Annotated in this window: 24 protein-coding genes; 11 read left to right on the top strand and 13 right to left on the bottom strand. The window is 70.1% G+C overall.

The annotated features are described in order from the left end of the window. The first annotated feature begins 6 nt into the window (after positions 1 to 6). Entirely contained in the window at positions 7 to 942 is a 936-nt protein-coding gene (locus tag ACH49X_RS32055) for an SDR family NAD(P)-dependent oxidoreductase (RefSeq protein ID WP_357208676.1), read from the top strand. 88 nt (positions 943 to 1,030) lie between these two features. Here ACH49X_RS32055 and ACH49X_RS32050 read toward each other — a convergent pair whose 3' ends face one another. Then, the gene (locus ACH49X_RS32050) at positions 1,031 to 1,957 is read right to left on the bottom strand and encodes a helix-turn-helix domain-containing protein (RefSeq protein WP_357208675.1); all 927 of its coding nucleotides are present in this window, start codon (positions 1,955 to 1,957) and stop codon (positions 1,031 to 1,033) included. A 41-nt stretch (positions 1,958 to 1,998) separates the two neighbouring features. Beyond that, positions 1,999 to 3,738, bottom strand: coding sequence for a hypothetical protein (locus tag ACH49X_RS32045; protein WP_357208674.1), 1,740 nt, complete (start codon positions 3,736 to 3,738; stop codon positions 1,999 to 2,001). Positions 3,739 to 3,913: 175 nt separating this feature from the next. On the opposite strand from ACH49X_RS32045, the gene ACH49X_RS32040 reads away from it, so the two are divergent. Next, positions 3,914 to 4,747, top strand: coding sequence for a class I SAM-dependent methyltransferase (locus tag ACH49X_RS32040; RefSeq protein ID WP_357208673.1), 834 nt, complete (start codon positions 3,914 to 3,916; stop codon positions 4,745 to 4,747). An 86-nt stretch (positions 4,748 to 4,833) separates the two neighbouring features. Here ACH49X_RS32040 and ACH49X_RS32035 read toward each other — a convergent pair whose 3' ends face one another. Both ACH49X_RS32035 and ACH49X_RS32030 read right to left on the bottom strand, forming a co-directional pair. After that, on the bottom strand, positions 4,834 to 5,940 hold the full coding sequence (locus ACH49X_RS32035) for a class II histone deacetylase (RefSeq protein WP_195083035.1): 1,107 nt from the start codon (positions 5,938 to 5,940) through the stop codon (positions 4,834 to 4,836). A 205-nt stretch (positions 5,941 to 6,145) separates the two neighbouring features. Continuing rightward, positions 6,146 to 6,733: a hypothetical protein gene (locus tag ACH49X_RS32030; RefSeq protein WP_357208672.1), complete on the bottom strand. Its 588-nt coding sequence runs from the start codon at positions 6,731 to 6,733 to the stop codon at positions 6,146 to 6,148. 244 nt (positions 6,734 to 6,977) lie between these two features. Here ACH49X_RS32030 and ACH49X_RS32025 point away from each other — a divergent pair, with 244 nt between their 5' ends. Then, positions 6,978 to 7,877 carry a MurR/RpiR family transcriptional regulator gene (locus tag ACH49X_RS32025; RefSeq protein WP_357208671.1) on the top strand — a complete coding sequence of 300 codons (900 nt, stop codon included), beginning with the start codon at positions 6,978 to 6,980 and terminating at the stop codon, positions 7,875 to 7,877. On the opposite strand, the gene ACH49X_RS32020 is transcribed toward ACH49X_RS32025, so the two are convergent. After that, on the bottom strand, positions 7,856 to 9,289 hold the full coding sequence (locus tag ACH49X_RS32020; protein WP_357208670.1) for an amino acid permease: 1,434 nt from the start codon (positions 9,287 to 9,289) through the stop codon (positions 7,856 to 7,858). The two genes, ACH49X_RS32025 and ACH49X_RS32020, sit on opposite strands and share 22 nt — an antisense overlap. Before the next feature lie 157 nt (positions 9,290 to 9,446). Between ACH49X_RS32020 and ACH49X_RS32015 the strand changes: the two genes are divergently transcribed. Genes ACH49X_RS32015 through ACH49X_RS32005 form a run of 3 tightly spaced genes read left to right on the top strand, consistent with a single transcriptional unit; the run spans position 9,447 to position 13,165 of the window. Then, positions 9,447 to 10,220 carry an enoyl-CoA hydratase/isomerase family protein gene (locus ACH49X_RS32015; RefSeq protein WP_195083037.1) on the top strand — a complete coding sequence of 258 codons (774 nt, stop codon included), beginning with the start codon at positions 9,447 to 9,449 and terminating at the stop codon, positions 10,218 to 10,220. A gap of 1 nt (position 10,221) precedes the next feature. Further along, positions 10,222 to 12,372, top strand: coding sequence for an acetate--CoA ligase family protein (locus ACH49X_RS32010; RefSeq protein ID WP_357208669.1), 2,151 nt, complete (start codon positions 10,222 to 10,224; stop codon positions 12,370 to 12,372). After that, on the top strand, positions 12,365 to 13,165 hold the full coding sequence (locus tag ACH49X_RS32005) for a crotonase/enoyl-CoA hydratase family protein (protein WP_195083039.1): 801 nt from the start codon (positions 12,365 to 12,367) through the stop codon (positions 13,163 to 13,165). Before ACH49X_RS32010 ends, ACH49X_RS32005 begins: the two co-directional genes overlap by 8 nt. Here ACH49X_RS32005 and ACH49X_RS32000 read toward each other — a convergent pair. Together ACH49X_RS32000 and ACH49X_RS31995 are read right to left on the bottom strand one after the other, a co-directional pair. Then, positions 13,162 to 13,674 (bottom strand): Dps family protein, encoded by a 513-nt coding sequence (locus tag ACH49X_RS32000; RefSeq protein WP_195083040.1) that lies wholly within the window; start codon positions 13,672 to 13,674, stop codon positions 13,162 to 13,164. The two genes, ACH49X_RS32005 and ACH49X_RS32000, sit on opposite strands and share 4 nt — an antisense overlap. 176 nt (positions 13,675 to 13,850) lie before the next feature. Continuing rightward, on the bottom strand, positions 13,851 to 14,753 hold the full coding sequence (locus ACH49X_RS31995) for an aromatic prenyltransferase (protein ID WP_357208668.1): 903 nt from the start codon (positions 14,751 to 14,753) through the stop codon (positions 13,851 to 13,853). 177 nt (positions 14,754 to 14,930) lie between these two features. Between ACH49X_RS31995 and ACH49X_RS31990 the strand changes: the two genes are divergently transcribed. From ACH49X_RS31990 to ACH49X_RS31975, 4 genes are all read left to right on the top strand, one after another. After that, positions 14,931 to 17,639 carry an AAA family ATPase gene (locus tag ACH49X_RS31990; RefSeq protein WP_195083042.1) on the top strand — a complete coding sequence of 903 codons (2,709 nt, stop codon included), beginning with the start codon at positions 14,931 to 14,933 and terminating at the stop codon, positions 17,637 to 17,639. Between the two features lie 178 nt (positions 17,640 to 17,817). Then, on the top strand, positions 17,818 to 18,849 hold the full coding sequence (locus tag ACH49X_RS31985) for an alpha/beta hydrolase (protein ID WP_357109909.1): 1,032 nt from the start codon (positions 17,818 to 17,820) through the stop codon (positions 18,847 to 18,849). Between the two features lie 189 nt (positions 18,850 to 19,038). Next, a complete protein-coding gene (locus tag ACH49X_RS31980; RefSeq protein ID WP_357208667.1) occupies positions 19,039 to 19,467 on the top strand; it encodes a hypothetical protein in 429 nt (142 codons plus the stop codon). Then, positions 19,467 to 19,643 carry a hypothetical protein gene (locus tag ACH49X_RS31975; RefSeq protein WP_195083045.1) on the top strand — a complete coding sequence of 59 codons (177 nt, stop codon included), beginning with the start codon at positions 19,467 to 19,469 and terminating at the stop codon, positions 19,641 to 19,643. The genes ACH49X_RS31980 and ACH49X_RS31975 overlap by 1 nt, the downstream gene beginning before the upstream one ends. A 121-nt stretch (positions 19,644 to 19,764) precedes the next feature. Here the strand turns inward: ACH49X_RS31975 and ACH49X_RS31970 are convergent, their stop codons facing one another. After that, positions 19,765 to 20,616: an alpha/beta hydrolase gene (locus ACH49X_RS31970; RefSeq protein WP_357208665.1), complete on the bottom strand. Its 852-nt coding sequence runs from the start codon at positions 20,614 to 20,616 to the stop codon at positions 19,765 to 19,767. Positions 20,617 to 20,830: 214 nt separating this feature from the next. Here ACH49X_RS31970 and ACH49X_RS31965 point away from each other — a divergent pair, with 214 nt between their 5' ends. Next, the gene (locus tag ACH49X_RS31965) at positions 20,831 to 21,136 is read left to right on the top strand and encodes a hypothetical protein (RefSeq protein WP_357208716.1); all 306 of its coding nucleotides are present in this window, start codon (positions 20,831 to 20,833) and stop codon (positions 21,134 to 21,136) included. A 33-nt stretch (positions 21,137 to 21,169) separates the two neighbouring features. Here ACH49X_RS31965 and ACH49X_RS31960 read toward each other — a convergent pair whose 3' ends face one another. The 5 genes from ACH49X_RS31960 to ACH49X_RS31940 all read right to left on the bottom strand — a co-directional run bounded on the left by ACH49X_RS31960 (position 21,170) and on the right by ACH49X_RS31940 (position 25,454). After that, positions 21,170 to 22,381 carry a Dyp-type peroxidase gene (locus ACH49X_RS31960; protein WP_357208664.1) on the bottom strand — a complete coding sequence of 404 codons (1,212 nt, stop codon included), beginning with the start codon at positions 22,379 to 22,381 and terminating at the stop codon, positions 21,170 to 21,172. Then, positions 22,374 to 22,946: a copper chaperone PCu(A)C gene (locus ACH49X_RS31955; protein ID WP_195083048.1), complete on the bottom strand. Its 573-nt coding sequence runs from the start codon at positions 22,944 to 22,946 to the stop codon at positions 22,374 to 22,376. The genes ACH49X_RS31960 and ACH49X_RS31955 overlap by 8 nt, the downstream gene beginning before the upstream one ends. A 441-nt stretch (positions 22,947 to 23,387) precedes the next feature. Next, positions 23,388 to 23,915 (bottom strand): hypothetical protein, encoded by a 528-nt coding sequence (locus ACH49X_RS31950; protein ID WP_357109920.1) that lies wholly within the window; start codon positions 23,913 to 23,915, stop codon positions 23,388 to 23,390. A gap of 129 nt (positions 23,916 to 24,044) precedes the next feature. Further along, positions 24,045 to 24,749, bottom strand: coding sequence for an endonuclease/exonuclease/phosphatase family protein (locus ACH49X_RS31945; RefSeq protein ID WP_323124635.1), 705 nt, complete (start codon positions 24,747 to 24,749; stop codon positions 24,045 to 24,047). A 75-nt stretch (positions 24,750 to 24,824) separates the two neighbouring features. Next, positions 24,825 to 25,454, bottom strand: a complete 630-nt coding sequence (locus ACH49X_RS31940; RefSeq protein ID WP_195083052.1) for a TetR/AcrR family transcriptional regulator — start codon at positions 25,452 to 25,454, stop codon at positions 24,825 to 24,827. Positions 25,455 to 25,539: the final 85 nt, after the last annotated feature.

Here is a 25,539-nt window from a genome sequence, read left to right as displayed (position 1 = left end):
CACGTCATGACCGATCGCATCACCACCCCGTTCACAGCCGAGTCCACCGCGGCGGAGGTGCTCGCCGGCGTCGATCTCACCGGGCGGCGCGCCGTCGTCACCGGCGGCGCCTCGGGGATCGGCGTGGAGACCGCCCGCGCGCTGGCCTGCGCCGGGGCCGAGGTGACTCTCGCCGTCCGCGACCTCGCGGCGGGGGAACGCACCGCGGCCGATATCGCAGGCACCACCGGCAACGACACGGTGCGTGTCGCTCCACTCGATCTCGCCGATCGAGCGTCCGTCGCGGCGTTCGTGGCCGCTTGGGCGGGTCCGCTGCACATGCTGATCAACAACGCGGGCGTGATGGCCTCGCCGCTGTTGCGCACGCCGCAAGGGTGGGAGATGCAGTTCGCCACCAACCACCTCGGCCACTTCGCGCTGGCCACCGGACTGCATCGGGCGCTGGCCGCGGCGGGGACGGCGCGGGTCGTGTCCGTGAGCTCCAGCGCGCATCATCGTTCGCCGGTCGTGTTCGACGACATCCACTTCGAACGCAGGCCCTACGACCCGTGGTCGGCTTACGGGCAGTCGAAGACGGCCAACGTGCTGTTCGCCGTGGAAGCCACTCGGCGGTGGGCCGAGGACGGCATCACGGTCAACGCGCTGATGCCCGGTGGTATCCGCACCAACCTGCAACGGCACGTGTCGGAGGAGGAACTCGAGCGGCTCCGCGCGGCCGCGGGCGGGGCGAGCGTGTGGAAGACGCCGCAGCAGGGTGCGGCCACCTCCGTTCTCGTCGCGGCGTCGCCCTTGCTCGACGGTGTCGGGGGACGCTACTTCGAGGACTGCAACGAGGCCGTGGTCGGTGTTCTCAGCGCCCGCAACGGAGTCGCCGAGTACGCGCTCGACCCCGACGCCGCCGCACGGCTGTGGCAGGTGTCGAGCGACACGCTGGCCGGGTGAAGATATGCCTCGGTCTCGAAGTTTCCCACCCGGGAGTGCGCCGACGGGAGCGCTCCCGGGCGGCGGGGCGCCGCGCGCCGCGGATCGCTCACCGGCTGGTCGGCGAGCCCGCCACGGACCGGCGCAGCGGCCGCGAACCCGGTGAGCAGGCACCGCCGACCGACCAGTCCCGCTCGGCCGGAAAGAACGTTCCCCAGGCCCGGTAGCGATGCCGCGAGACGGGGCTGAGCGGTTGCGCCGTGAGCGATCCCGGCGTGGTCTCGGCGAAACTCGACACGTCCCGGCACAGGTGGGACTGGTCGGTATAGCCGCAGGTCACCGCTACATCGGCGGCGGGAATGCCCGCGAGCAGGCCTTCGACCGCATGCCGGAACCGCACCAGCATCGCGGCGCGTTTCGGGGTGAGTCCGATCTGGGCTTCGAATCTGGCCCACAGCCGTTTGCGGCTCCACCCGCAGGATCGGGCCAGCGCATCGATGCGCACCTGTCCTCGGCCTGCGACGATGCGTTGCCAGCTCGCGGTGACTTCGGGGTCCGGCGTCCGGGTCGGCTCGGCACACCGCCGCAGGAACGAGTTCGTCAGCGCGAACCGTTCTTGCCACGTCGCGGCATCCGCGAGCCGCTCACGCAGCGACAGCGCCCGGCGGCCCCAGAGATCCTCCAAGCCGACGACCGTGCTGCCCAGAGCGGCCGGGTCGATACTCGACAACGAATAGGCCTGCAGGGGCGACAAGCGCACCTCGACGCATTCGGCCCGCTCGGTACGCACACGCATGGTTCCGTGTGGGAATCCGGAGACGAAGCCGCTGAACGCCTGCCGCCCCGCCGTGCTGTCGACGACGAGTTCGTTTCCCCCGAACTCGATCAGCACCGTGACCGCGGGCAGCGCGGTGACCCGCAGGTCCAATCCGCCCGCGCCGCGAGCGCGATACCCGATCATCGCCGCGCCGCTCACGGCCGGACGGCGGAAAACCCATCCGGTGTCATGGCCCCGTTCGAGCCCGGTCGCTCCCACTCGCCCAGGCTGACCGCACCTCCCCGTACCGGAGTGTCCGGTCAAGGCCGGTCGACGCGGTCGAGAGCGAAGCGGGCCAGATCGGTGGAGATGATCTCCGGTCGCCCGCCCGATTGTTTCGCCGCGGCGGTGAGCACGTCGAGGTGGTGGTAGCCGGGGGCGATCACCGTCTCGCCGTGACTACGCGCCCCTGCCGCGACGACGATTCCGGCGCCGCCGATCAGGTTGAGGGTCCGATCGGCGAGGACACCGCCGGGATGGGTGCGGTGCCGGGTGATCTCGGGGGCCTGCGCTTGGAAGACGTCGAACGCCAGTCGCATCGGGAAGTATCCCTCGATGAAATCAAGCGGTTGCGCGGCGAGGCTGCGCGAGAGGTCCGCGATATCGGTGACCTCATGGGTGGCATCGGTGAACGGTGCGCCGTCGCGGTCGGGCACGCCCGCGGTCACGGCCGGCGCGTCGTAGTCGAGCCAGGTGTAGAGCGGGCCGCCGGGCTGATCGGGAATAGCTTTGCGATCCGGACCGAACAGCATGCCGGTGAGGCCGCGCAGCGCCGGGAACGCGGCGACGTCGCCGGGAAGCGGGAAGTCCTTGTCCGCGACGGGGCCGCCGTCGAAGAAGCCGAATCCCGCTTGCAGCAGGGCGAGCGGCTGGGAGTTGGCGTCGAGGAACGCGCCGAGCGCGGCGGCGTTCGTGATCCGGAAATCACGGACCGACGGGGAACCGGACGCGGCCGCCGCCGCGTCCCGCGACAGCAGCAGGCGGTAGGTGGCCTCCTGGTTGACATTGCCCGGAACGTAACGCGCGAGGTCGGATTCGGCTTCCGGCGCGAGATGAGCCGCCAGCCCCGCGATGCCGAGCAGGTTCATCGTCTCGGGGTTGATGACCGCGGGCAGAGCCAGCACTCGGGGCAGCACGCCTCGGTCCAGCGCTGCCTCGATCGCGGTGGAGCCGATGCCGCCGACGGAGAGGTCGAGGAAGTCCGGGATGCCGTTGAGCGCCGACAGCGAGGTGTCGATCGCGGAGTCCAGGGCGAAATAGCCCGCACACTGGTCGGCGCCCGCGACCCCGCCGAAATCCCATTCGGCGAAGAACGCGGTGAGGACCCCGCCCAGCGAATGCCCACCGCACAACGTCTTCCGCTTCCGCGACACCGGATCGGGCAGTTCCGTGGTGAGCAGATCGTATTGGTCCTGAACGGTCTGTGCGACACCGACGTGACCGAGCCACCCGAGCTGATCGTCCGGCACCACGCCGCCGAATCGGCGGCCGTCGATCTCGGCGCCGCGATAGTAGTAGTCGACGGCGAGATGCACGTCGCGGGCCGCCAGACCGGCCTGCCTTCCGAGGTGGTCCTCCAGACAGTTGGAACGCCGGTCCAGCGCCCAGAACTCCAGGTGCCGACCCTGTTCCGCCGCTGCGGCAACGGTATTGCGCGCGAGACTGTCGAACGCGCCCGCGCCCTCGAAGATTCCCGGCTGCGCCACCAGCACGGCGTCGGCGTCGGCCGAGCGCACCGGGCCCGCGACATCTCGGTAGCGCAGGTACGACAGCCGGTCACAGGCGGCGGGATGCGGCCCGACCGAATCGGGCAACGGAAGGCGAAGGCTGACAACGGACTCCGCCACGGACGTGATCGGTGAGGAGGAGACCACCGTGGTCTCGATACGTTCCGTACCCTCGGCCCGCGCCGTGACGGCGGGTGTCGCGACCGCGACGATCAGTGCGGCGGCCGATATGCCGGATCTCAGGAATCGCAGAATTTCGTCCCGATGGCGCACGAATCTACCGTGGCTCACCAACAATTGCGTCGACATCGACGACCTCTCGTCACGACAGCGGAGCGGCCGTATCGCCGAAGTTTCCGCATCGGTGCGAGGAAACGTATGGCGGCGGCGCTCGGTTGTCAACGCCGGTGCTATCAGAATGTCTCGCAGCGGTCGGTAGGGTGGCGGCATGCGGGTCGGTGAACCGAGTAGTACCGCCATGGCCGTGGCGCGAGCGCGGGCTCAGCATCAGGTCGTCGATGAGCCGCGGGTGTTCAGCGATCCGCTGGCGTCGCGCATCGCCGGTAAAAGCGCCTTCGGGGCAACTGAATTCGACCGAGGCGTCGACGAAGATCTGGCTCGTCGGCGGCGCCTGTTCATCGCGGCGCGCAGCCGCTTCGCCGATGACGTCGTGGCGGCCGCCGTCGCCAGGGGTGCGCGCCAGGTGGTCGTGCTCGGTGCGGGGCTGGACACCAGCGCTTACCGCAATCCCCACGAGAACGTGCGATTCTTCGAAGTCGATCACCCCGACACCCAGGAATGGAAGCGGCGCAGGCTGGCCGAGACCGGAATCGCCATCCCGCCTTCGCTGACCTTCGCCCCCGTCGACTTCGAACAGTCGACACTCGCCGCCGGGTTGGCGGCGGCGGGACTGGACCGCACCGGCGACGCGGTGTTCGTCTGGCTGGGCGTCGCCGTGTATCTGACCAGGACGTCGGTCGATGACACGCTGCGCTACATCGCCGGTCACGGTGCGGCCGCGGAAGTGGTCTTCGACTACGTCTACCCGCTGTCCGACGCCGCGGCCGACGGCAGGCGGGCACGCGCGGATCGAGTCGCCGCGGTGGGCGAACCGTGGCTCAGTTTCTTCACGGCGGAGGAGATCCGCAGTGCGTTGCTGTCCTTCGGCTTCACCCGCGTCGAAGACCACACCGCGACAGAGTTGCTCGGCGGCTATGGCGTCGAAACCACCGCTCAGCCTGTCGACTCGGTGCCGCACCTCGTCCACGCCAGCACGGCGTGAGCCCACCTCGGCGGCCTGATGACCGCTGGCCCGTCGAATCCCGATGCGCCCGTTCGGTCACCACCACGGCGGTCGACCGATCGGAGTCAGAGGTCGGCGACCAAGGCCGCGGCCGCTTCGATCGCGGCGGCCTCGTGGTCGAGGAGGACGTCTCCGCCTTGGGTCGTGACGATCGGGGTGTACGGGTCTTCCACGTACTCCTCGCCCAGTAGCTCGCGCAGCACGGCCAGCCCGCAGAACGGAACATAGTGCGGGCTGTAGCCGCCTTCTTGTACGAAGGCGATCCGGCCCGCGCAGGTGGCGGCGGCGATGTCCAGCATCCGGCGGGTCAGGTGCCGGAAGCCGCCGCTGGTGACCATTTGCCGAGCCAGCGGATCGAGGATGCTCGCGTCGAAGCCGGAGGCGACGATGATCAACTCGGGCGCGAAGGCGTGCAGCGCCGGTTCGACCACTCGGTCGATCGCATACAGGTACGCGGCGTCTCCGCTGCCCGGCGGGAGCGGCACGTTGATCGCGTACCCGTGTCCGTCGCCGGCGCCGCGCTCCTCCCGGTAGCCGGAGTTCGGCGGGAAGCACAGATGCTGGTGGATCGAGAGGGTCAGCACCGACGGGTCCTCGTACCAGATGTCCTGGGTGCCGTTGCCGTGGTGGACATCCCAGTCGACGACGGCGATGCGCCGCACGCCGAGGACCTCTTTGGCGTAGGCGGCGGCGATGGAGACGTTGTTGAAGATGCAGAAGCCCATGCCGGTGGCGCGGGTCGCGTGGTGGCCCGGCGGATTGACCAGTGCGTAACCGTTGTCGACCGTCCCCGCCAGCACCTGTTTCACGAGTGCGATCGCACCGCCCGCCGACAGCGCGGCGATCTGGTATCCGCCCTTGCCGAACGATGAGACGCCGTCGCCGGCGTCACCGCCCTTGGGCTGCAGATTCTCCGCCTTGATCCGCTCCAGATGCTGCGCGGTGTGCACCCGCAGGATGTCGGCCTCTTCGGCGGGTTCGGCCTTGATCGAGTGCACCTTGTCCAGCAGTCCGGACACCGAGACCAATTCGTGGAAACGCCGTTTGGTATCGGGATGCGCGAGGTGGTGGCCGATCGGCTGGAGACCGACCGTCACGTCGGACGGGAACAGACTTCCGCTGCCGGTGTCGGCCCACCCGTAGAGGGTGTTCCATACGTATCCAGTTGTCATCGTGAACTCCTAGCGGTCGGCGGACCGCTACGCCGTCCGCCTGGGTCTCGTCCCGCCTGGGCGGGTGCTCGGGCTCATTAGAGGCACAGCAGCGACCGCTCCGCAACCGGACGAGTCGCCACCCATGGCGGCGCGTGCGCGATCTCTTCGCTGCCGAGTTGCGCACGTCCCGATCCGGCCGGGTCAGAACGTGCAGACTGCCCCATCAGGCCGCAAACGGGGGCAATGCCGCGAAATCCGGGGCCAGCCGGGCGGTGGGGACGGTGTGCGCGATCCAGCGACGGGCACGGCTGAGCGGATGATCGGGGAATTCCGCGTCCCAGCGCATGTCGTCGGCGGCGTTGTACGGTAGCCGCCCCCGCACCTCGGGAGCGTAGGGATGCGGCGGGTACATGCCGTCGAAGCCGATCTTGGTGGCCAGCAAAGCCTCGCGTAGTCCCGTGGTCCCGGCTTCGGGACACAGGATCTGGAGAGCAGCGCTGCTGCGGGCCTTCGGAACGATGACGGACGCGGCGAACACCAAGCCTCGGGGCTGGTTGGGCAGGGGCAGTTTCTCCATCCGCAACAGCGCGGGCTGCGCGTCGAGCCACACCACGAATGCCTCGATCAGACAGCCGTTCTCGGCGCTCCGCTCGGCCAGGCGACGGCGCAGGGTCGGCAGATCCGCCAAGGGCGCGGGCAGATCGGGGACGAGGTCGAAGTACGACACGTTCACCATGTCGCCGGTATGGGGATTGCGCCAGGTCGCGGTGTCGACCTGCTCCAGATTCGCGGTGTCGAACGAGATGGGCACGCGCCCAGCGTATCCGGCCGTACGGACACGCGATCGTGCCGATGACTCGGGTTCGCGGTAGCCGCCGTCGGTCGGCGGCGATCCGCATCGCGTCGGTCTTGGGCCGACAGGACCGCCGCCGGGGTCTCCTCGCCGATTCCATCCCCGATCGGAGCCTCGGCTCGGCCATCGGAGCCGGAGGTGCGATCGGCCGGTCGGATAGATTTGGGAAGAAGCTGGTGGTCGATGTGGTGGAGGAGGCGCGGTGGGCGCGAATGCGGAGTCGGCGACCGGTCCGGCCACGTTCGACGATCTGGTCGGCGAGATCCGCGCCAGGTGGAGTTCGCTGTCGGCCTCGCACAAGAAGCTGGCCGAGCGGGTCCTGTCGGACCCGGAGGCGGTGGCGTTCATGACCGTGTCCGATCTGGCGAGCGCGGTGACGGTCAACGAGGCGACCGTGGTGCGGTTCGCGAACGGTCTCGGGCTGAAGGGGTACCCCGGTCTGGCCCGCCTGTGCCAGGAACGGCTGCGGGAGCAGGCGCAGCTGCTGCGGCGTTTCGAAAACCTCGAGCACTTGATGGAGCAGGGTGCGGGACTGCGGGAGCGCCAAGTGGTGCTGGACCAGGCGAATATCGCCCGCTCCTTCGCCGGCATCGCGGACGCCACCTGGGACGCGGTGGCCACGCAACTGGCGCGCGCGCCGCGAGTGCACGTGATGGGCCTGCGCAAGTGCCACGCTCCGGCTTACCTGCTGGGCTACCTGCTCGGGCTGCTGCGGGAGGACGTCGCGAGCGTGACGGGGACCAGGGGCTCGCTGACGGACGAGCTGCGGCGCGTGCGCCCGGGAGATTGTTTCGTTGCCCTCTCGATCCATCGCTACAGCCTGGACACCGTCCGCGCGGCGCAGTGGGCCCGCAGGCGCGGCGCGCACGTGGTGGCCCTGACCGACACCCCGGTCTCGCCGCTGGCGGCGGCGGCGCACGAGACCTTCTACGTCGAGGCGTCGAGCGCCAGCGTGCTGCGGTCGATGACCGCGTTCACCTCGATCGTCCAGGCGATGTCCGGTGCGGTGGCCCACCTGCTCGGCCACGAGGTGCGTGAGACGCTGTTGGAAGAGGAACGACTCCTGGACGAATTCGGCGTCTACGCCGCCGACGGCGACTGATCTTCCGGTGCCCGTGGCTGATTCACCGGCGCCATCGCCGCATTCCGGCCCGCGCGCCGCTGGTGCAGCACGCCCGCGGCCACGGCCAGGAAGGTGACCACGAGAGTCAGCGCCAGCGGCGTCCGGGTGCCGGATCCGAACACCATGCCCACCACGATGCCCAGCAAAGTGACCAGGACCAGGTACGGCAGGTAGGAAGCCCCCCACATCCGCACCGCAGGCGCGGCGGATTCCACGGCGGCGCCGTTGCGCCGGCCGGCGATGTAGGTGGCGCAGATGTACAGGTAGACGATCACCGCGACCGCGCCGGAGGAACTGAGCAGGAAGCTGAAGACCGCCCCGGTGGGCAGGAAGTAGTTCGCGGCCACGGCCAGGAACCCGGCGCTCGCGGCGGCGAGAACCCCGGCCGCAGGCACGCCGGAACGGGTGGTGCGGCCGAGTGGTCGCGGTCCCTCGCCGCGCCGGGCCAGCGAGAACAGCATGCGCGATGCGGAATAGAGCCCGGAGTTCAGGCACGACAGCACCGCGGTGAGCACGATCAGATTCATGATGGTCCTGGCGCCGGGAATGTTCAGCAGGTTCAGCACCGCGGTGTACGGGCTTTCGGTGATCTCGGCGCTGTCCCAGGGCAGCAATGTCACGACCACCAGCATCGAGCCCACGTAGAAGATCAGGATGCGCCCGGCGACGCTGCGCATGCTCGATCGAACGGCGTCGACCGGATCGGCGGCCTCACCCGCGGCGATGGTCACCAATTCGGTGCCGAAGTAGGAGAAGAAGACCGTCAGCGACGCGGCCAGCAGGGGAGTGAAGCCGTTGGGCAGCAAGCCGCCTCGTCCCAGCAGGTTCGTCGTGCCCGGCGCCGCGTAATGCGGGAACGCGCCGCAGATCGCGGCGATGCCGATGCCGATGAAGACGACGATCGCGGCGACCTTGACCAGGGCGAACCAGAACTCGAAACGCGCGAACGAGCTGACCGCGGCCAGATTGACTCCGGTCAGAACGCACAGGAAGAGCAAGGCGAACGCCCAGGCGGGCGCGGCGGGCAGTAGTTGGTTGGCGATCGCGCCACCCGCGACGGCCTCGAACGCGACCGTCACGCACCAGTGGTAGCTGTAGACCCACCCGACCGACAGCCCGGCCCACGGCCCGAGTTCACGTGCGGCGTAGCTGGAGAACGAACCGGTCTCCGGACTGGCCGTGGCCAGTTCGGCCAGCATGCGCATCACCAGGATGACGACCACGCCGGTGCACAGATAGGCCAGGACGATGCCGGGCCCGGCGGCCGCGATCGCGTTGCCGCTGCCGACGAACAAGCCTGCGCCGATGACGCCGCCGATCCCGATCATCGTGAGCTGACGAGTGTTGATGGCGTGCTGCAGATTTCCCGCAGGGGGGATTGCGGTGGGCACGATGCCTCCCAAGGACCGTGGGCTGTGACCCGGGTAACGGATGGTCGGTCATGCAACGCCGCCCGCCTCGCGTTTGCAAATTGATTTGCATCCACTGCTGGGAATGCAATTTATATGGCATAGTGTGGCTTCGACCCCGAGCAGGAGGAACTGAAAGATGTCCACGGTGCTGGTGAGCAGGTCCGGTCCCATCGCGACGCTGACGCTGAACCGCCCGGAGCGGCTCAACGCGGTCAGCGAGGAGCTCTACGAAGCGTTGATCGGTCATCTGGTCGTCGCCGATTCCGATCCGCAGGTGCGCTGCGTGATCCTGCATGGTGCCGGTCGCGCGTTCTGCGCGGGCGCGGATCTGAAAGCGCACCGCTCCGGCACTCGAACGCCCGCCGAGCAAGCGCATTACCTCGATCTCGCGCAGCGCGCGTGCGAGCAGATCCAGCGGATGGACACGCCCGTGGTCGCCGCCGTCGCGGGCTACGCGCTCGGCGCCGGTGCCGAACTGGCCGTCAGCGCGGACTTTCTCGTCATGGCCGACGATGCCCAGATCGGTTTTCCCGAGGTGAGTATCGGGACGTTCGTCGGCGGCGGAGTCACCCATCGACTGCCCAGGCTGATCGGTCTGCGCCGGGCTGCCGACCTGCTCATCCTCGGCGAACGATGCGACGCGGCAAGGGCCTTCGACTGGGGGCTGGCCTACGCGTCCGTCTCCGGCGACATCCTTCTCGACACCGCGCGCGGACTCGCCGAATCGCTGGCCGCCAAAGCTCCGTTGCCGCTGGCGCGGATGAAGGCAGCGCTGCGCCGTGACGATCCCCTCGACGTCGCCCTCGCCACCGAGCCGCGCCAGATCCTCGAGTTGATGGCGACCCGGGACTGGGCCGAGGGCGTCGCGGCCTTCGCCGAACGCCGCACTCCTGTGTTCGAAGGAAAGTGACATGACCACACTCGACGCACCGGTCCGCACCGCGCTCGAACGGCTGGTCGACCCCCACTCCATCGTGGTGGTCGGCGCGTCCGCCGACCCGGCGAAGCGTGGGCATCAAGTCCTCCGGGCCCTGCTGGAGGACGGATACGCCCATCCCGTCTACCCGGTCAACCCGAACGCGGACCGGATCCTCGGCCTCGACGTCCTCGCCTCCATCGATCAGGTTCCCGCGGGCGCCGACGTCGCGTTGATCGCCGTGCCCGCGGCGGCGGTGCCGGGAGCGCTGCGGGAGTGCGCGGCCGCGGGTATCGCCGGAGCGGTGGTGCTGGCGAACGGTTTCGGCGAGATCGGGGCGGAGGGCGCCGACCTCGCCGCGGCGCTGGCCGAGGTGATCGAGGAGACCGGGATCCGGGTGATCGGCCCGAACACCTCCGGACTGCTGAATCTGACCTCCGGTGCGAATCTCGTCGGTCTGCCGGATGTGCCGCGCGGACCGATCAGTGTCATCACCCAGAGCGGGAACATGCTGCTGTCGCTGGTGAACGACGACCGCGCCGCGAAAGGTCCCGGCTTCCACGCGTACGTGGGGCTGGGTAACCAAGCCGACGTCCGCTACGACGAATGCCTCGTCGAACTCGCCCGTCATCCGGAAACCGGTGTGGTGGCGATCCACTCCGAGGGATTCGCCGACGGGCGGTCGTTCCTGACCGCGGCCGCCGCGACTGTGCCGGAGACGCCGGTGGTGCTGCTGCGCGGCGGGCGTTCGGAGGGTGGCCGCCGCGCCGCGGCCTCGCATACCGGCTCGATCGCCGGTTCGGACGCGGTGGCGACCGCCGTACTGCGCCAGGCCGGGGTGGAACTGGTCGACCGTTCCGACGAACTCGCTGTCGTCGCCGCGGCGCTCGCCACCTGCGTTCCCATCGCTCCCGGCCGCACGGTGGCGGTCCTCAGCGACGGCGGCGGTCACGCCGCGTTGGCGGCGGATGCCATGGCCGCGCAGGGCATCGAAGTGGCGCGGCTGAGCGAGCGAACCCGGCGGCAGTTGCGGCGGCTGCTCGGCAGCGCCGCCGCGGTGGCAGGCCCGGTGGACATCGCGGGCGCCGCCGACGCCGACCCGATGGTCTTCGCCGAAGCCGCCGAGATCCTCATGCGCGACCCCGCTGTGGGTCTCGTGCTGATCATCGGGCTGTACGGCGGCTACCATCTGCGGTTCGATCCAGCGTTGCGCGAGGCCGAAGACGCCGCCGCGGGCGCCTTGCTCGCGCTCTCCGCCGAATACGATGTGCCGCTGTTGATCCAGAGCTGCTACGCGAGTCTCGATATCGCCAACCACGACCGGCTGCGGGCGGGCGGCGTACCGGTGCTCGGCTCGATCGAGCACGCCGCACGGGTGGTCGCCGCCTTGCAGCGGCGTGGCCGCGTGCGGGCCGACCGCGCCCGGCGTTCCTCACTGCTGTTGCCGCCGCCGGCTCGGCCCATCCCGGGATCGGGAGTTCTCGACGAGCCCGCCGCGCGGCGGGCGCTGGCGGACGCGGGAGTCGACGTCGGCGAATGGACCTTCGTGCGCGACCTCGACGCGGTGGGCGCGGCCGTCGCCGCGTTCGGTCGGCCCTGCGCGGTGAAAGTCGTCTCCCCGCAGGTGATCCACAAGTCCGACGTGGGAGGGGTCAGGCTGGGCGTGGTGGCCGCAACCGCGAGCGAGCACGCCGCGGCCATCGTCGACGCGGTCACCGCGAAAGTGCCCGGCGCCCGCATCGACGGCATGATCGTGACGCCCATGGCCGACGCCGGTGTGGAGTTGCTCGTGGGCGCCACTCGCGATCCGGTCTTCGGGCCCGTGCTGGCGTTCGGCACCGGCGGGGTGCTGGTCGACGCGGTGCGGGACGTCACCTTCCGGGCGGTCCCGCTCACCGAATCGGAAGCGGGCCAGATGATCCAGGAGACGATCGCTTCCCGGATGCTCGACGGCTACCGGCATCTGCCTGCGGTCGATCGCGACAGTCTCGCGCGTTTTCTCGTCCGTGTCGGGGACTTCGTTGCCGAGCACCCGGAGATCTCCGAACTGGATCTCAATCCGGTGATCGCGTCGGGGTCCGCCCGCACCCCGGTCGACGTGCGAATCGTGCTGACCGAGAACCCCGCCGGAGATCGCGATGAGTGACCCGCTCCTCATCGAACGGACCGGGGATGTGGTCGTCTGGACCTTGAATAACCCGCAAGCCCGCAATCCGATCTCCGAAGCCGACACCATCGCCGCCATCGAGGACGCGGTGGCGTCGGCCAACCGGGATCACAGTCTGCGGGCGGCGATCCTCACCGGCGCGGGCCCGGCGTTCTCCTCCGGCGGCAACGTCAAGCACATGCGCACGCGGACCGGGATGTTCGGCGGCACACCGGCGCAGCTGCGACAGGCATACCGGCACGGTATTCAGCGCATCCCGAAAGCCCTGTACCACTGCGAGATACCCACCATCGCCGCCGTCAACGGCCCGGCCGTCGGCGCGGGGTTGGATCTGGCGCTGATGTGCGATATGCGCGTCGCCGCCACCACGGCGGTCTTCGCCGAGAGCTTCGTCAAAGTCGGGCTCGTCCCCGGTGACGGCGGCGCCTGGCTGCTGCCGAGGGCGATCGGCATGGCAAGGGCCTGCGAGATGGCCTTCACCGGCGAGCCGATCGATGCGAACACCGCACTCGACTGGGGACTGGTCTGCGAAGTGGTCGAGCCGAGCGCCCTCATGGCGGCGGCCCGCGGGCTCGCCGCCCGGGTGTGCGGCAATCCGCCGCAGGTGCTGCGGATGACCAAGCGGCTGCTGCGTGAGGGAACACACCAGAGCTTGGAAAGCCTGCTGGAACTCTCGGCCGCGATGCAGGCCGCCGCGCACCACACCGAGGACCATCACGAGGCCCTTTCCGCCATCTCGGAGCGCAGACCTCCCGAGTTCACCGGCGGCTAGACCTTGCGGTTCTCCGACTTGATCAGCCACGCCAGTTTCTCCAGCGAGGCGGTGATCTGATGGAGCAGATCGCTGGTGCTCGGGTCTTCGGCGTCCACGGCGTCGTGCACGTCGCGGATGGTGTCGATCGCCGCGTACGTCCTGGTCGTGATGAGATCGACGACGTCGGCGGAGTTCACCTCTTGGGCCGGGAAGGGCGGCAGGCTGGTCGTCGCGGCGACGGTGTCGGACCGTCCGTCGGGCACCGCGTCGAGGGCTCGCATCCGCTCGGCGATGGTGTCGCTGCCCTCCCTTGCCGCGTCGACGAGTTCGTCGAGCTGCAGGTGCAGATCGCGGAAGTTGGTTCCGACGACGTTCCAGTGGGCCTGCTTACCTTGCAGGTGCAGTTCGATGAGATCGACGAGGACGCGCTGCAGGTCGGCCGCCAGCCGCGGGGAACCGGTGAAATTCCGGACCTCGTCGGCGAGACGACGATTGGTTCGCTTCTGGGTCTGATGTGCCGTGGTCATGGTTGCACTCCTTTCGGATCTTCAGGGAGAACAACGCCTGGCTTTATTGGAACAATTCCAGATTATGCTGTCGGCTGGGTCACTGTTCGTCGGTGGCCTCCTCGCCGCCGTCCGTCCGGCGGTATTTCACGCGGCGGCAGAGGGCCCGTCCGGTCCGCGCGTGAGGTACGCCGCGTCTACTTCGCCGGTGGCGGGGCGCCGCCGCCGGGGATGGCGGCAGCGTGGACGGTGGTGTATTCGGCTTGCACTTTGTAGTAGCGCGATCGCGGGCCGTAGGCGGCGTAGAGGGTGAAGCCGCGTGGGCCCTCGAAGGCGCGCGGGGCTCCGTCGACGAAACGGGTCAGCACCGGATCGAGGTGACGCGGGAAGTTCTCTTCCTGATAGCGCTGCGGGAAGCAGACTCGCTGCATGCGCGGCGATGTCCAGGAAAACGTGCGGTAGACGTTGAACGTGCCGTCGAACAGGGCCAATTCTTCGTCGGTGGCCGCCACGAAATTCAGATCGGTCAGGATCGTGGCGATGTCGTCGGCGCCGACCGCACCAGGGGGCAGCACCTGGGAGTACAGGTTCATGGTTCGCGCGGGGAAATCGACCGCAAGGATGCCGACCTTGCCGCCGTAGCGGGTCAAGTGCTCGGCATGCGAGCGTGCCGCGTCCGGGATACCGGGAAAGGCGAGCATCCGCTCGACATCGAGGACGTCGGCGAAGAACAGCCAGACCTTCTGCACACCGCCGGTGAGGGAGAGGTCGACGGCTGATCCCGCCGGGATCTCCGCGCAGACCTCGTGCAGCAGTCGCTCCATCGGATGTCCGGTGAAGCTGATCAGTCCGGCTTCGCGCAACGTCTCCACCAGCTCGGCCGGTGGACCCGAGTGCTGCACCCTGGCGTTGACTTCGCGGTCGGGGACCGGATGGGTCGTGGTGCGCACACCTACCACCGAGCCGGTCCACAGCTCGGCGAGGGCTTCGAGCACCGGATCCACCACGGCGGGGTCGTAACCTGCTCGGGCCAGGCGCGCGAATTCCCGCAAATCCCGGCGCAGCCGGTCGAGCGTGACAGTGGCCGATGCGCTGCTCATACGTCAACCCCGAATACTCTCACCGCCAGGTGAGAAGCCAAGTCCGTCAACAACGACTCGTCACCCTAGCCGCGCGGCCGTCCGGCCGCTACGCGGTTTCGGGTCTGTGTTTCGCCCGCTTCGGTAGGGTTCGCGGCGGGAGCCGGGCACGAACGGAGCCGGAAAGGAGCGCGCACCATGCCGCTGGTCGGGCGGGATGACGAGCTGAAAGAGCTGGTAGCGCTCGTCGAGGGCCCCGGGGATCGCCACGGGGTTCTGATCCGGGGTGAGGCCGGGGTCGGGAAGTCGGCGCTGGTTCAGGAGGCGATCGCCGCGGCGGCCATCTCGGGCTCGCGGGTGCTGCGGACGGCGGGGGCGGAGTCCGAGCAGAACTACGCCTACGCCGGGCTGCACCGGCTGCTGTATCCGCTGCGAAAGTCGCTGGACGGGCTGCCCGCCCGGCAATTCGACGCGCTGACAAGCGCTCTGGGCCTGTCGGACAGCGGCGAGGAACCCACGGCATATCTGGTCGGGCTCGCGGCGCTGACGCTGCTGACCGACGTGGCGGCCGAACGGCCGCTGCTTTGCGTCGCGGAGGATGTGCAGTGGCTCGACCCCGCCAGCGCGGAGGTCCTCGCGTTCGTCGCCCGCCGCATCGATGCCGAGCCGGTCGCACTGATCGCCACCCTGCGCGAGGGGAACGGCACGCCGCTCGCCGACGCGGGGCTGAGCGTGCTGAGGCTCGAACCGCTGTCGGAGGACGACGCCGCCGCGCTGCTGGACCAGGCGGCCCCCGGGTTACCCGCGCGAATCCGCGATCGGCTGCTGGCCGAGGCGCACGGCAACCCGCTGGCGCTGACCGAGCTGCCGACCGCGGTGAGCGATCTCGCGGAGCTTCCCGCGCCGCCGCCGCTGACCGAACGGCTGGAACGCGCTTTCACCGCGCGCAGCGCGACGCTGCCCGCCGCCACCCGGACCGCGCTGCTGGTCGCCGCACTCGACGACAGCGACTCCGCCACCGAGATACTCGCCGCGGCGAGCGTTCTCCTCGGCACACCGGCCGAGCTCGAAATCCTCACGCCCGCTATCGAATCCCGGCTGCTGGCCACCGGGCCCGGCACCGTCGTCTTCCGGCATCCCCTGATGCGCTCGGCTTTGATCGCGACGGCGACGGCCGACGAGCGTGCGCGCGTCCACCGCGCGCTCGTCGACGTCATCACCGACCCGGAACGGCGCGCATGGCGGCGGGCCGCGGCCGCCGCCGGCCCGGACGAACAGGTGGCGCGCGAGTTGGAGGAGGTCGCCGAACGGGCGCGGCACGGCGGCGGCGCCGTCACCGCATGGGAGCGAGCCGCCGACCTCAGCGGCGACCCGCGGCGGCGCGCGGACCGATTGCTGCGCGCGGCCGAAGTCGCCGTCGATTCCGGCCGCCGTGATACCGCCGAGCGGCTCGTCGCGGCCGCGCGCGCACTGCCCACCACATCCCGGCAGCGGGCCACGGCGGCCTGGCTGCTCAGCGGATTCGACGACGGCGTACGCGAAAGTCCCTCGCGGATCGGCGAGTTGGCGAAGCTGGCCGCCTCCGTCGCCGCCGACGGGCACCCGGACGCGGCGATGCGGATCCTGTGGGGTGCGGCGATGCGCTGTTTCTGGGCCGAACCCGAGCCAGGGGCGCGCCCCGCGCTGCTGGCCGTGGCCGACGACCTTCCCATCCCCGACGATGATCCGCGCCTGGTCGCGGTCTCCGCGTATGTCGCTCCCTTCGAGCGAGGGGAACGGGTTATCGGCATGCTGCGCGCCCTGGCCGCGGGCGCCGGTCGTGCTCCCGAGGTCGACCGGTTTCTGGGCAGCGCGTCCCTGCAGGTGGGCGCTTTCGATCTCGCCGCCCACTTCTCCGCCGCGGCCGCACCGGGATTCCGCGCCGACGGGCATCTGGGGCTGCTGCCGCGTGCGCTCACCGTGCAGGCGTGGAGCCTGGCTCGCCTCGGCGATCTCACCGCCGCCGCGCCCGCCGCGGCCGAGGCCGCGGACTTCGCCCAGGAAACCGGTCAGCCCTTCATGTATGGGCTCGCCATCGCCGTGCAAGCCGAAATCGCCGCGCTGAGAGGTGATTACGCGCAGGCGGCGACGCTGGCGGGTACTGCGGAACGGGTCGGACTCGCCGCGGGCGCACGACCGGTCCTGGCCACGGTGCGACTCGCGCGCGGGCTCGCGGCGCTCGGCGAGGGCCGGTACGACGACGCCTTCGCCGATCTGCGCCGGTTGCACGATCCGCGGGACCCGTCGTATTCGCCCGCGCTGCGCGCCTATTTCCTGGCCGAACTCACCGACGCGGCGATTCGGGCCGGGCGGGCCGACGCGCTGCGAGATGTGCTGCGCGACCTGGAGCGAGCCGTGGCGTCCACGCCCTCGCCCGCTCTGCACATCGGATGGCGATACGCCCATGCCCTCTTGGCCGACGACGACGCAGAAGCTCACTTCACCAGCGCGCTCGCCGAAGACCTCACCGTCTGGCCCGCCGAGCGGGGGCGGCTGCACCTGTCCTACGGTGAATGGCTGCGGCGGCAGCGCCGGGTCGTCGAATCCCGCACCGAGCTGCGCACGGCCAGGGAGATCTTCGACGCGCTCGGGTTCAGCGCGTGGAGCGAACGAGCCCGGCTGGAACTGCGCGGTGCCGGGGAATCGAGCCCGAACCGCGACCCCGACGCCCGCGACCGGCTGACGCCGCACGAGCTGAGCATCGCCAGGCTGGCGGCCCAGGGGCTGACCAACCGGGAGATCGGGCAGCGGCTGTACCTGTCGCATCGAACCGTCAGCACTCACCTGCATCGGATCTTCCCCAAGCTCGGCGTCAGCTCCCGCACGGATCTGGCGGCGCTTCTGCCCGCCGACGACGCGACCGTGTGACGCGCGCCGGGCATGCGCCGAGCGGGCGGCGCACCGTCCCCGATGACCGACGGCGATTACGTCATCCGACGCTCGCGACGGCATCCGGTCGCTGCCTAGCGTCATCGGCGTGGCCGGAAAGGGCGATGAGCTCCGGCTCGGCACCACCGGCCCTCCGCGAAGGCTACTAGGAGTTCGGATGACCATCAGCAGACGACGACTGTTCGGCGGAGCGCTCGCGGCGGGCGCCACGGGCCTTGCCGGGACCTCGCTGGCGGCCTGCGCCGCCGACCGCGCCGCCGCACCGGGCGCCGACCTGCGCGCGGGAGCCGGAGCCAACACCACACTCGGTCCGGTCAAGCAGATCGATGCCGGGGTCCTGAACGTCGGATACGCCGAATTCGGCCCCGCCACCGGGCAACCCGTCGTGCTGCTACACGGCTGGCCGTATGATCCCTACAGTTTCGCCGATGTCGGGCCGCTGCTCGCCGCGGCCGGGTACCGGGTGATCGTTCCGTATCTGCGCGGCTACGGACCCACCACCTTCCTTTCCGATCGGACCGTGCGCAACGGCCAGCAGACCGCGATCGCGCGCGACATCGTCGACCTCATGGACGCCTTGCACATCGATCGCGCGGTGCTCGGCGGATTCGACTGGGGCGCGCGGACGGTCGACGTCATCGCCGCACTGTGGCCGCAACGCTGCAAGGCGATCGTGTCGGTGAGCGGATATCTCGTCACCCAGATCGCGGCCAATCAGCAACCGCTCGCGCCGGAGGCCGAACTCGGCTGGTGGTATCAGTACTATTTCGCCACCGAGCGCGGGCGGCTGGGCTACAGCCGCAATCGCCGCGAATTCAACAAGCTGATCTGGCGGCGCGCGTCCCCGCAATGGAACTTCGACGACGCCACCTACGAACGCAGCGCCGCCGCCTTCGACAATCCCGATCACGTCGACATCGTCATCCACAACTACCGATGGCGGCTCGGCCTGGCGCCCGGTGAACCCGAATTCGACGCCTACGAACGGCAACTCGACGGAGCCACCGTCACCGTGCCCGCCATCACCGTCAGCAGCGATTTCGACGGCGCGGCCAAGGACGGAAAAAGCTACCGCGGCAAATTCGCCGGCAAATACGAGCATCGTGTGCTCGACGGCATCGGGCACAACGTTCCGCAAGAGGCGCCACGCCCGTTCGCCCAGGCCGTGATCGACGCCGACCACCTGTGAGCGCGCGGTGTACGTAGGGCCCGCCATCGCGACGGCGTCGCCGAGCAGCGGATTACGTCAGCACAGCGTCACACGACGGATTCGGCGGCCTGCCCGCGACAGCGATGCTCGATGAGCGTCCGGAACCGCCGACACGGGGCCGGAATCGCAGACACAGACCGCATCGATCGATTCTCGAGGAGCAGCCCGATGGCCACCGTTCGCTTCCACCTGCTGTCCACCCTGTCCCCGGCCGAGGTCGTACGCGTGCTCACCGATTTCGGCCCCGCCCGCGCCGAAGCATGGCCGAGCATCGACGCCGAGCACTTCGTCGTGCACGAGCGCGGTGACACCTGGGCGGAGGTCACCGAGGGCACCGCGGCCGCGTGGGAACGCGCCCGTTACGAATGGGATCCGGCCGGTGACACCGTCACCGTCACCACCCTGGACTCCAAACTCTTCGGCGCGGGCGGCGGCTGGGTCTTCCGGGCCGCCCCCGACGAGGACGGCACCCGGGTCGACGTGGAATTGACGCGCACTCCGCGGACGGTCAAAGGCAAGATCCTCGCCGCGCTGCTGCCCTTGGTCGGCCCGTCCTCGCTGCGCAAGTCCTTCGCCGGCCCGCTGCGGGCAGCGTGATGACCGCGCGGCATGCGGCCACGCACGACAGCCCGCTACCCTCCGAGCCGCACCCCGGCAGGCAGGCGGCGGGCGCCGTCGCCGCGCTTTTCGCGGGCCCGGCGGCGCTGTGGCTGGGAGCCGAGACCGCGGTACTGCACGGCCGGGGACCGGCGGTGTGGGAGTTCACCGGCTGATCGTGACCGCGCTGTGCCCGCGCGGATTTCGGATGCTCTGTGACCGCTAGGACTGCTCGGTGCGGAGGATATTCAGCCGTAAGCCGCTGGTCGCGAGTGGGTTCAACGGCCGGCCATGTGGTCAGCGGGTGGCCCGCGCGGCTTGCTCGATCACGTCGGCGACCACATCGGGGTGCGAGACGGCCACGGAGTGCGAAGCGGCGACCTCGGTGATGCTGGCGTGGGCGCGCTCGGCCATGAACCGCTGGGCCGCGACCGGAATGTTCCGGTCTTCGGTGGTGATGACGTCCCAGCTGGGTTTCTCGGTCCATGCCGCGCCGGTGGCCTTCTCCTCCAGCGCGGACTGCGCGATCGGCCGCTGGGCGGCGGCCATCAGGGCGGCGCGGTCGGCGGAGACGTCGGCGGCGAACTGCTGAGGGAATTCGTCCTGCTGGATATAGAGGTCCGTGCCGGCGCCGCCGTCGATTCCGATGAACGGCACCGGGTTCAACGTGCCGGGCAGGGTGGAGCCCGGATACTTTCCGGTCAGCTCCAGCGCGGTCTCGCCCGGCGCGGGCAGGAAGGCGGCGACAAAGACCAGCGCCTTCACCTCGTCCTTTCCGGCGGCGGCCGCGCTGATGACGGAACCGCCGTAGGAATGTCCGACCAGGATCACGGGGCCGCCGATGTGGTCGACGAGCGCCCGCAGCGTGGTGGCGTCCGCGGCGGGTCCGCGCAACGGGTTGGCGGCGGCCACCACGGGATAGTGGTCCGCGCGCAACTTCTCGATCACGTCGTTCCAGCTGGATCCGTCGGCGAAGGCGCCGTGTTCGAGGACGATCGTCGGTTTCGGCGCGTCCTCGGTGGGGCCGGCGTGCGTGGTTCTGCTCGCGGTGCACGCGACGGCGAGACCGCCCGCGGCGATCGCGGCCGCGATCGCGGTGGTTGCTCGGGTGGTGCGCCGCCGGATGCGACCGCGTCCGATTTCGACCATGTGGTTCGTCCTTCGTACGGGTGTGGTGCAATTCGTGCGATCTACTGTCGGTCGTGCGGCATACCCGCCACATCCGTCAGGTGACGCTGCGCGCGACGTAGTTCCGGCGGTCGAGTAGTCGCGAAATGCGCTGTCGCCCGAACCATGGCAAGTTGGCAGCGTGAACGTGTCAGAGTTGATCTACAACGTCGTAGTCGTCGCGCACCTGCTCGGAATGGCCGCCGTGGTGGGTGGTTACGTGGCCGGGCGCCCCAACGTATCGGACGTCATGGTCTGGGGCGCGCGGTTGCAGGTGGTCACCGGGCTGGTCCTGGTCGGCATGGCCGAATCGATCGACTCGCTCGGCAAGGATCCGAACATGGTGAAGATCGGCGTGAAGCTGGTCGTCGCGGTGGCGGTGGCGGCGTTCGCCGAGATCGGGCACGCGGACGAGAAGCGAGGCAAGCCGGTGCCGTGGCTGAGCGACGCCGCCGGCGTGCTGGCGATCGCCAACGTCCTGGTGGCCGTGCTGTGGACCTGAGATGTCCGGCGCCCCCGCGGCGCCGGACATGCCTCACCCCTCGAACAGCGATTGCCCGAGATAGCCGCCCGGTGCGGCTACCCCGGGCGGGATGGCGAACACCGCGGAACCGATCGGGGTCGTCCACACATTGAGGGCGTCGAACTCCGCGAGCCGGCGTTGCACCGGAAGGAACTGGCTGTCGACGTCCCGCTGGTAGGCGGCGAACAGCAGACCCGAGTTGGACGTGGCGCCCGGCGTCGGCGCGTCGTCGTAGTTGTAGCCGCGGCGCAGGAAACGCTCGCCGTCGCTGGTGTGGTGCGCGCGAGCGATGTGTGACGACGGCGGGATGACCGGAATCCCGTTCGTGTCGACGGCCGTGAAGTCCGGCTCGTCGAACTCGTGGTGTCCGGTGAGCGGCGCACCGTCGGCGATGGTGCGGCCGATGGTGAGTTCCCTTTCTTCTCGGTCGATCTGATCCCAGGTGTCCAGCGTCATCGCGATCCGCCGCAGGACGCACGAGGTGCCGCCGCCCAGCCAGGGCTGCGCGGCCCCGCCGTCCCACACCAGACGGTCGAATTCCGGTGTGCCGGGCGCCAGGTTCACCGTGCCGTCGACCTGGCCCATCAGGTTGCGCGGTGTGCGGCCGGGAGCGGCATCACGGAACCCGCGCTGCACCCAGCGCACAGTGACCAGCGAGGTGACGCTGCGGCACAGCACACGCACCGTGTGCGACACCGTGGTCGCCTCGTCGGCGCACACCTGCAGGAGCAGATCGCCTCCGGTCCAGGCGGATTCGAGCCGATCGATGGTGAACGGCGGCAGCGGCCGCAGCCAGGACGGCTTGCGGTGCTCCAGCCCGGCCGCCACGAACATCGCCGGCCCGAAACCCACCGTGACGGTGAGCCGCGCCGGGCGCAGCGCGAGTTCGGGTTCGGTGTCCGCGAGGGCGGGGCGGCCCTCGGTCAGCCGGGCGGCGTCGCCGGTCCATATCTTCAGCAGGCCCACGAGGTCGTCGCGCCGGACGCCCGGTCGCAGATCGACGGCGACGAACGCCGCGTGCGCTTGCGGGCGGGTGCCGATACCCGCTTGGTGCGCTCCGTAGAACGGCTCCGTCGCCGCCCACGGCGATGGATCGGAATCCCGCCGTCCGATGCGGGCGGCCGCGCCGAGCCCGACACCTGCGACGCCTGCCGCGGCGGCCCCGCCGCCCAGCAGACGCCGCCGGTTGATCCGTGCGGGACGCGGTCCGTTCCGGTCAGCCACCGTGCGCGGGGGTCTGCGCGCCCGCATGTGCCTCGCCGCCCGCGTGGTCGGGCAGGTAATTCTCCTGGTTGCCCGCGAAGTCGCGCACCTGAGCGGTGAAGGTGGTGGTCGAGCCGTCGTCGAAGGTCAGCGTGACCGACGTCTCCGACCCCGTGCGCAGGGGCCCGCGCAGGTCCATGAACATGATGTGATCCCCGCCGGGGCGCAGCTGGGTGCGGCCGTGCGCGGGAATCACGAAGCCGCCGCGTTTGGGCCGCATCGCCTTCGTCCCGTTCGCGTCGACGACCACTTCGTGCAATTCGATCCGGCCGGAGGCGGGACTGGTGGCCGAGACGATGGTGCGCGGGGTGTCGCCGCTGTTGATCAGGTCGCCGAACGCGGCCGACATCCCGCTGTCGGCGGCCTTGACCCACTGGTCGGAGATGGTCACCGCGTCGGCTGATGCGACGTCGCCGGTCTTGTCGGCCGACGAGCACGCGGTCAGGAGAAGGGGCACCGCGGCGGCGGCGAGCGCGCCACGCAGGAGGCGAGCGGCCCGGGGTGGAAGGAAAAGGTTGTCAGGCATGGGGACTCCACAAGTCGTGAGATTCGGTGGGTGCGCGCCGACGAAAGCGCAGGCGCATCGGCCGATCCGTCGGCGGGCGCTGGTCAGCCGTGCTGTCGGTGAACACGTCGAGCATCGCCACAAGACCGGGAACTCCGGCGGCGGGGGCTTCGATCGAATCCTGCAGCCGCACCGCGGATTCTTCGAGAACGCAGGGCACGGGATTCGCGGCGAACCGGCTCGTCGGCTCGATGCCCGTGTCGGCTACCGCAGTCGAACCCGGTGCGGGACGGCGTGTGCCGGCCATAGCGGACGGGCGTGTGCCAGCTGCGGCGGACGGCGTTCGTCCCTGTGGACGACGGCGTTCGCCGACCGCGTCGGACGGCGACGATCCGAGGTCGCGGACCGAGCGTCGAGTGCGGGGCCGGGACGATGGCGCTGCTCGTCGGCGCGAGGTAGAGGTCAGCGCGGCGGTGGCGGCCCGCGCAGGCCGCAGCCGGAACCGAGCAGCGGGAGACGTGGATGGGGCGGAGCATGCTCGAACGCGGGCGAGCCGATCCGGACCGGTGCGCTCGGCCCTTCGCCGAGCACGCGCACCGTGCGGCGCACGTCGGAAGCCGCGCGCAGCACAGCGTGTTCGGCGGCGCGGATGAGCAGCGCGCCGAGCGGGACGGCCGCCAGATGCGTGCCGAGCATGACCGAGGTCGCGCCCGCGTCGTGCTGATGCGGGGCCGACAGCGTGGACGCGATGTGCGCGACTGCTTGCGCCACCGCGAGCGTGGCCATCATCTCGGCGATGCCGTGCCGGTGGGGCCGCGCCCCGGCCAGCACGCCCACCGCCGCGCAGGCGGCGATCAGCAGCGCGACAGGCGCGGCCCCGGGCGCCATCGTGCCGCCGCCGAGCGCGTGCGCGGCGATGCTCACCGCTGCGGCGGCGGATCCGACGAACGCGCCGCGCAGTCGCGCCGCCATCATCGTCGGATTACGCACCAGCTCATACTACCGTCTGTCGTAGCTTTTGTTCGCATCGGAACGGACCTGCGCCGGGATGTCCAGCCGAGCCGCGCAATCGCGCCCAAACGCTCTGCGGTGCAGCGTTTCCGCCTGCCGGCCGGAGCCTCACACCGTGACGGTCGCGTGCACCAGATTGTGGTCGGACACCCCGCCGATGTCGTCGACCGACGCCGCCGTGACGGTCGCGCCGTGCACCACTACGTGGTCGATGTGCTGCGATTTCGCGCCCGAGGAACGCGGGCGGGTTGGTAGCCCGTCGGCGCTGTGCTCGGCGACCACGAAGTCCTCGCCCAGCGCGGCGGCGACGGTGGCGCGGTCGGTGTTGAAGTCGCCCAGCAGCACCGCGGCGTCCTCCGCTGCGTCGGTGGCGAGTTCGGCCAGGCGGGCGAACTGGTCGGTGCGCCGCCGGTCGCCGGTGACGTGGGTGGCGATCACCGTCAGGCCGCCGACGTCCACGACCAGCGCGCCCTTGCCGTGATCGTGGGCGAAGGATTCGGCGGTCACCTCCCTGCTCGGCCCCGCGGTGAGCACCACGAGGTACTCACCGCCGTCGAGCAGCGAGCTGGGCATGCGCCGCGGCGTCGGCAGCCGTTGATACCGCATCGCGTGGAAGGTCCGGTCCGGCAGGGCCATTCGCAGGCTCGCCAGCTGATCACCGCTGACCTCCTGTAACGCGATGATCCCCTCGGTGCGTTCGGCCACTCGCGCGGTGACTTCGGCGATCCGCGCGCCCTCGTCCGGCCAGCGGGTGGCGACGTCCTCGTACCAGTTCTCGGCGTGGACGCGATGCAGGACGTTCCAAGTGGCCACCGTGATCACCTTCGCGATGGTATGCGAACCGGGTGAAACAGGTTGCGGTGCGGGCTGTGCCGAGGCGGTGCGCGATCAGCTCGCGCCTTCGATGTCGATGCCTTGCTGCAGCGACTCGACCGCCTGATCGAGGACGCGGTACAGGGCCGGCACCGAGTGGTCCGCGCCCAGCATCCAGTGGTCGAGGCCGACGCCGAAGGCCGCGAAGCAGGCCGAGGCCGTGAGCTGCGGTCGCAGATCGTCGGCGGGAAGCCCGGCGCGGGCGGCGAAGTTCAGCGCCATCGCGCGCTGGCGTCCCAGTGCTCCGATGAAGTTCTCCCGCCGCAATTCCGGGTTGCCCACCAGCAGCTGCCTGGCCCGGCGCGCCGTCTCCGCCTGGCGGTCGCGCGAGCTGGTGTCGTGCTCGTCGAGCAAGAAGTCGCGCAGCGCCGCCCGCAGCGCGGTCAGTACCGATTCGCTCGCCGGGCGCCGGTCGACGGCGGCGAGCAGCTGCGCCATGAGGTCTTCTTCGTGGCTGAAGACCACCGCGAGTTTCGACGGGAAGTGACGGTGGAAGGTGCGCCGGGACACCCGCGCCGCGTCGGCGATCTGCTGCACCGTGGTCTGCTCGAACCCGTGGGATTCGAACAGCCGCAGCGCCGCGTCGACCAATTCCCGCCGCACCCGCGCCTTCTCGCGGTCACGCGCACCGTTCACACCCGTCATACCCGCTCTCTCCCCGCGATGTCACCATCATTGATGTCTCAAAGTGACACTTTAGCCGCTACAGTGTCTCGGCGAGACACCAAAC

The organism is Nocardia sp. NPDC019323, assembly GCF_044389845.1.
GTDB classification, from domain to species: Bacteria; Actinomycetota; Actinomycetes; order Mycobacteriales; family Mycobacteriaceae; genus Nocardia; species Nocardia implantans.
This window is presented reverse-complemented; position numbering and strand designations above follow the sequence as displayed.

What these genes read in the sequence shown, in the direction of transcription:
- ACH49X_RS32055 (WP_357208676.1), top strand. Translation starts at nt 7, where the DNA reads ATGACCGATCGCATCACCACCCCGTTCACAGCCGAGTCCACCGCGGCG.
- ACH49X_RS32040 (WP_357208673.1), top strand. Translation starts at nt 3,914, where the DNA reads ATGCGGGTCGGTGAACCGAGTAGTACCGCCATGGCCGTGGCGCGAGCG.
- ACH49X_RS32035 (WP_195083035.1), bottom strand. Translation starts at nt 5,940, where the DNA reads ATGACAACTGGATACGTATGGAACACCCTCTACGGGTGGGCCGACACC.
- ACH49X_RS32015 (WP_195083037.1), top strand. Translation starts at nt 9,447, where the DNA reads ATGTCCACGGTGCTGGTGAGCAGGTCCGGTCCCATCGCGACGCTGACG.
- ACH49X_RS32010 (WP_357208669.1), top strand. Translation starts at nt 10,222, where the DNA reads ATGACCACACTCGACGCACCGGTCCGCACCGCGCTCGAACGGCTGGTC.
- ACH49X_RS32005 (WP_195083039.1), top strand. Translation starts at nt 12,365, where the DNA reads ATGAGTGACCCGCTCCTCATCGAACGGACCGGGGATGTGGTCGTCTGG.
- ACH49X_RS32000 (WP_195083040.1), bottom strand. Translation starts at nt 13,674, where the DNA reads ATGACCACGGCACATCAGACCCAGAAGCGAACCAATCGTCGTCTCGCC.
- ACH49X_RS31995 (WP_357208668.1), bottom strand. Translation starts at nt 14,753, where the DNA reads ATGAGCAGCGCATCGGCCACTGTCACGCTCGACCGGCTGCGCCGGGAT.
- ACH49X_RS31990 (WP_195083042.1), top strand. Translation starts at nt 14,931, where the DNA reads ATGCCGCTGGTCGGGCGGGATGACGAGCTGAAAGAGCTGGTAGCGCTC.
- ACH49X_RS31985 (WP_357109909.1), top strand. Translation starts at nt 17,818, where the DNA reads ATGACCATCAGCAGACGACGACTGTTCGGCGGAGCGCTCGCGGCGGGC.
- ACH49X_RS31980 (WP_357208667.1), top strand. Translation starts at nt 19,039, where the DNA reads ATGGCCACCGTTCGCTTCCACCTGCTGTCCACCCTGTCCCCGGCCGAG.
- ACH49X_RS31975 (WP_195083045.1), top strand. Translation starts at nt 19,467, where the DNA reads ATGACCGCGCGGCATGCGGCCACGCACGACAGCCCGCTACCCTCCGAG.
- ACH49X_RS31970 (WP_357208665.1), bottom strand. Translation starts at nt 20,616, where the DNA reads ATGGTCGAAATCGGACGCGGTCGCATCCGGCGGCGCACCACCCGAGCA.
- ACH49X_RS31965 (WP_357208716.1), top strand. Translation starts at nt 20,831, where the DNA reads ATGGCCGCCGTGGTGGGTGGTTACGTGGCCGGGCGCCCCAACGTATCG.
- ACH49X_RS31955 (WP_195083048.1), bottom strand. Translation starts at nt 22,946, where the DNA reads ATGCCTGACAACCTTTTCCTTCCACCCCGGGCCGCTCGCCTCCTGCGT.
- ACH49X_RS31940 (WP_195083052.1), bottom strand. Translation starts at nt 25,454, where the DNA reads ATGACGGGTGTGAACGGTGCGCGTGACCGCGAGAAGGCGCGGGTGCGG.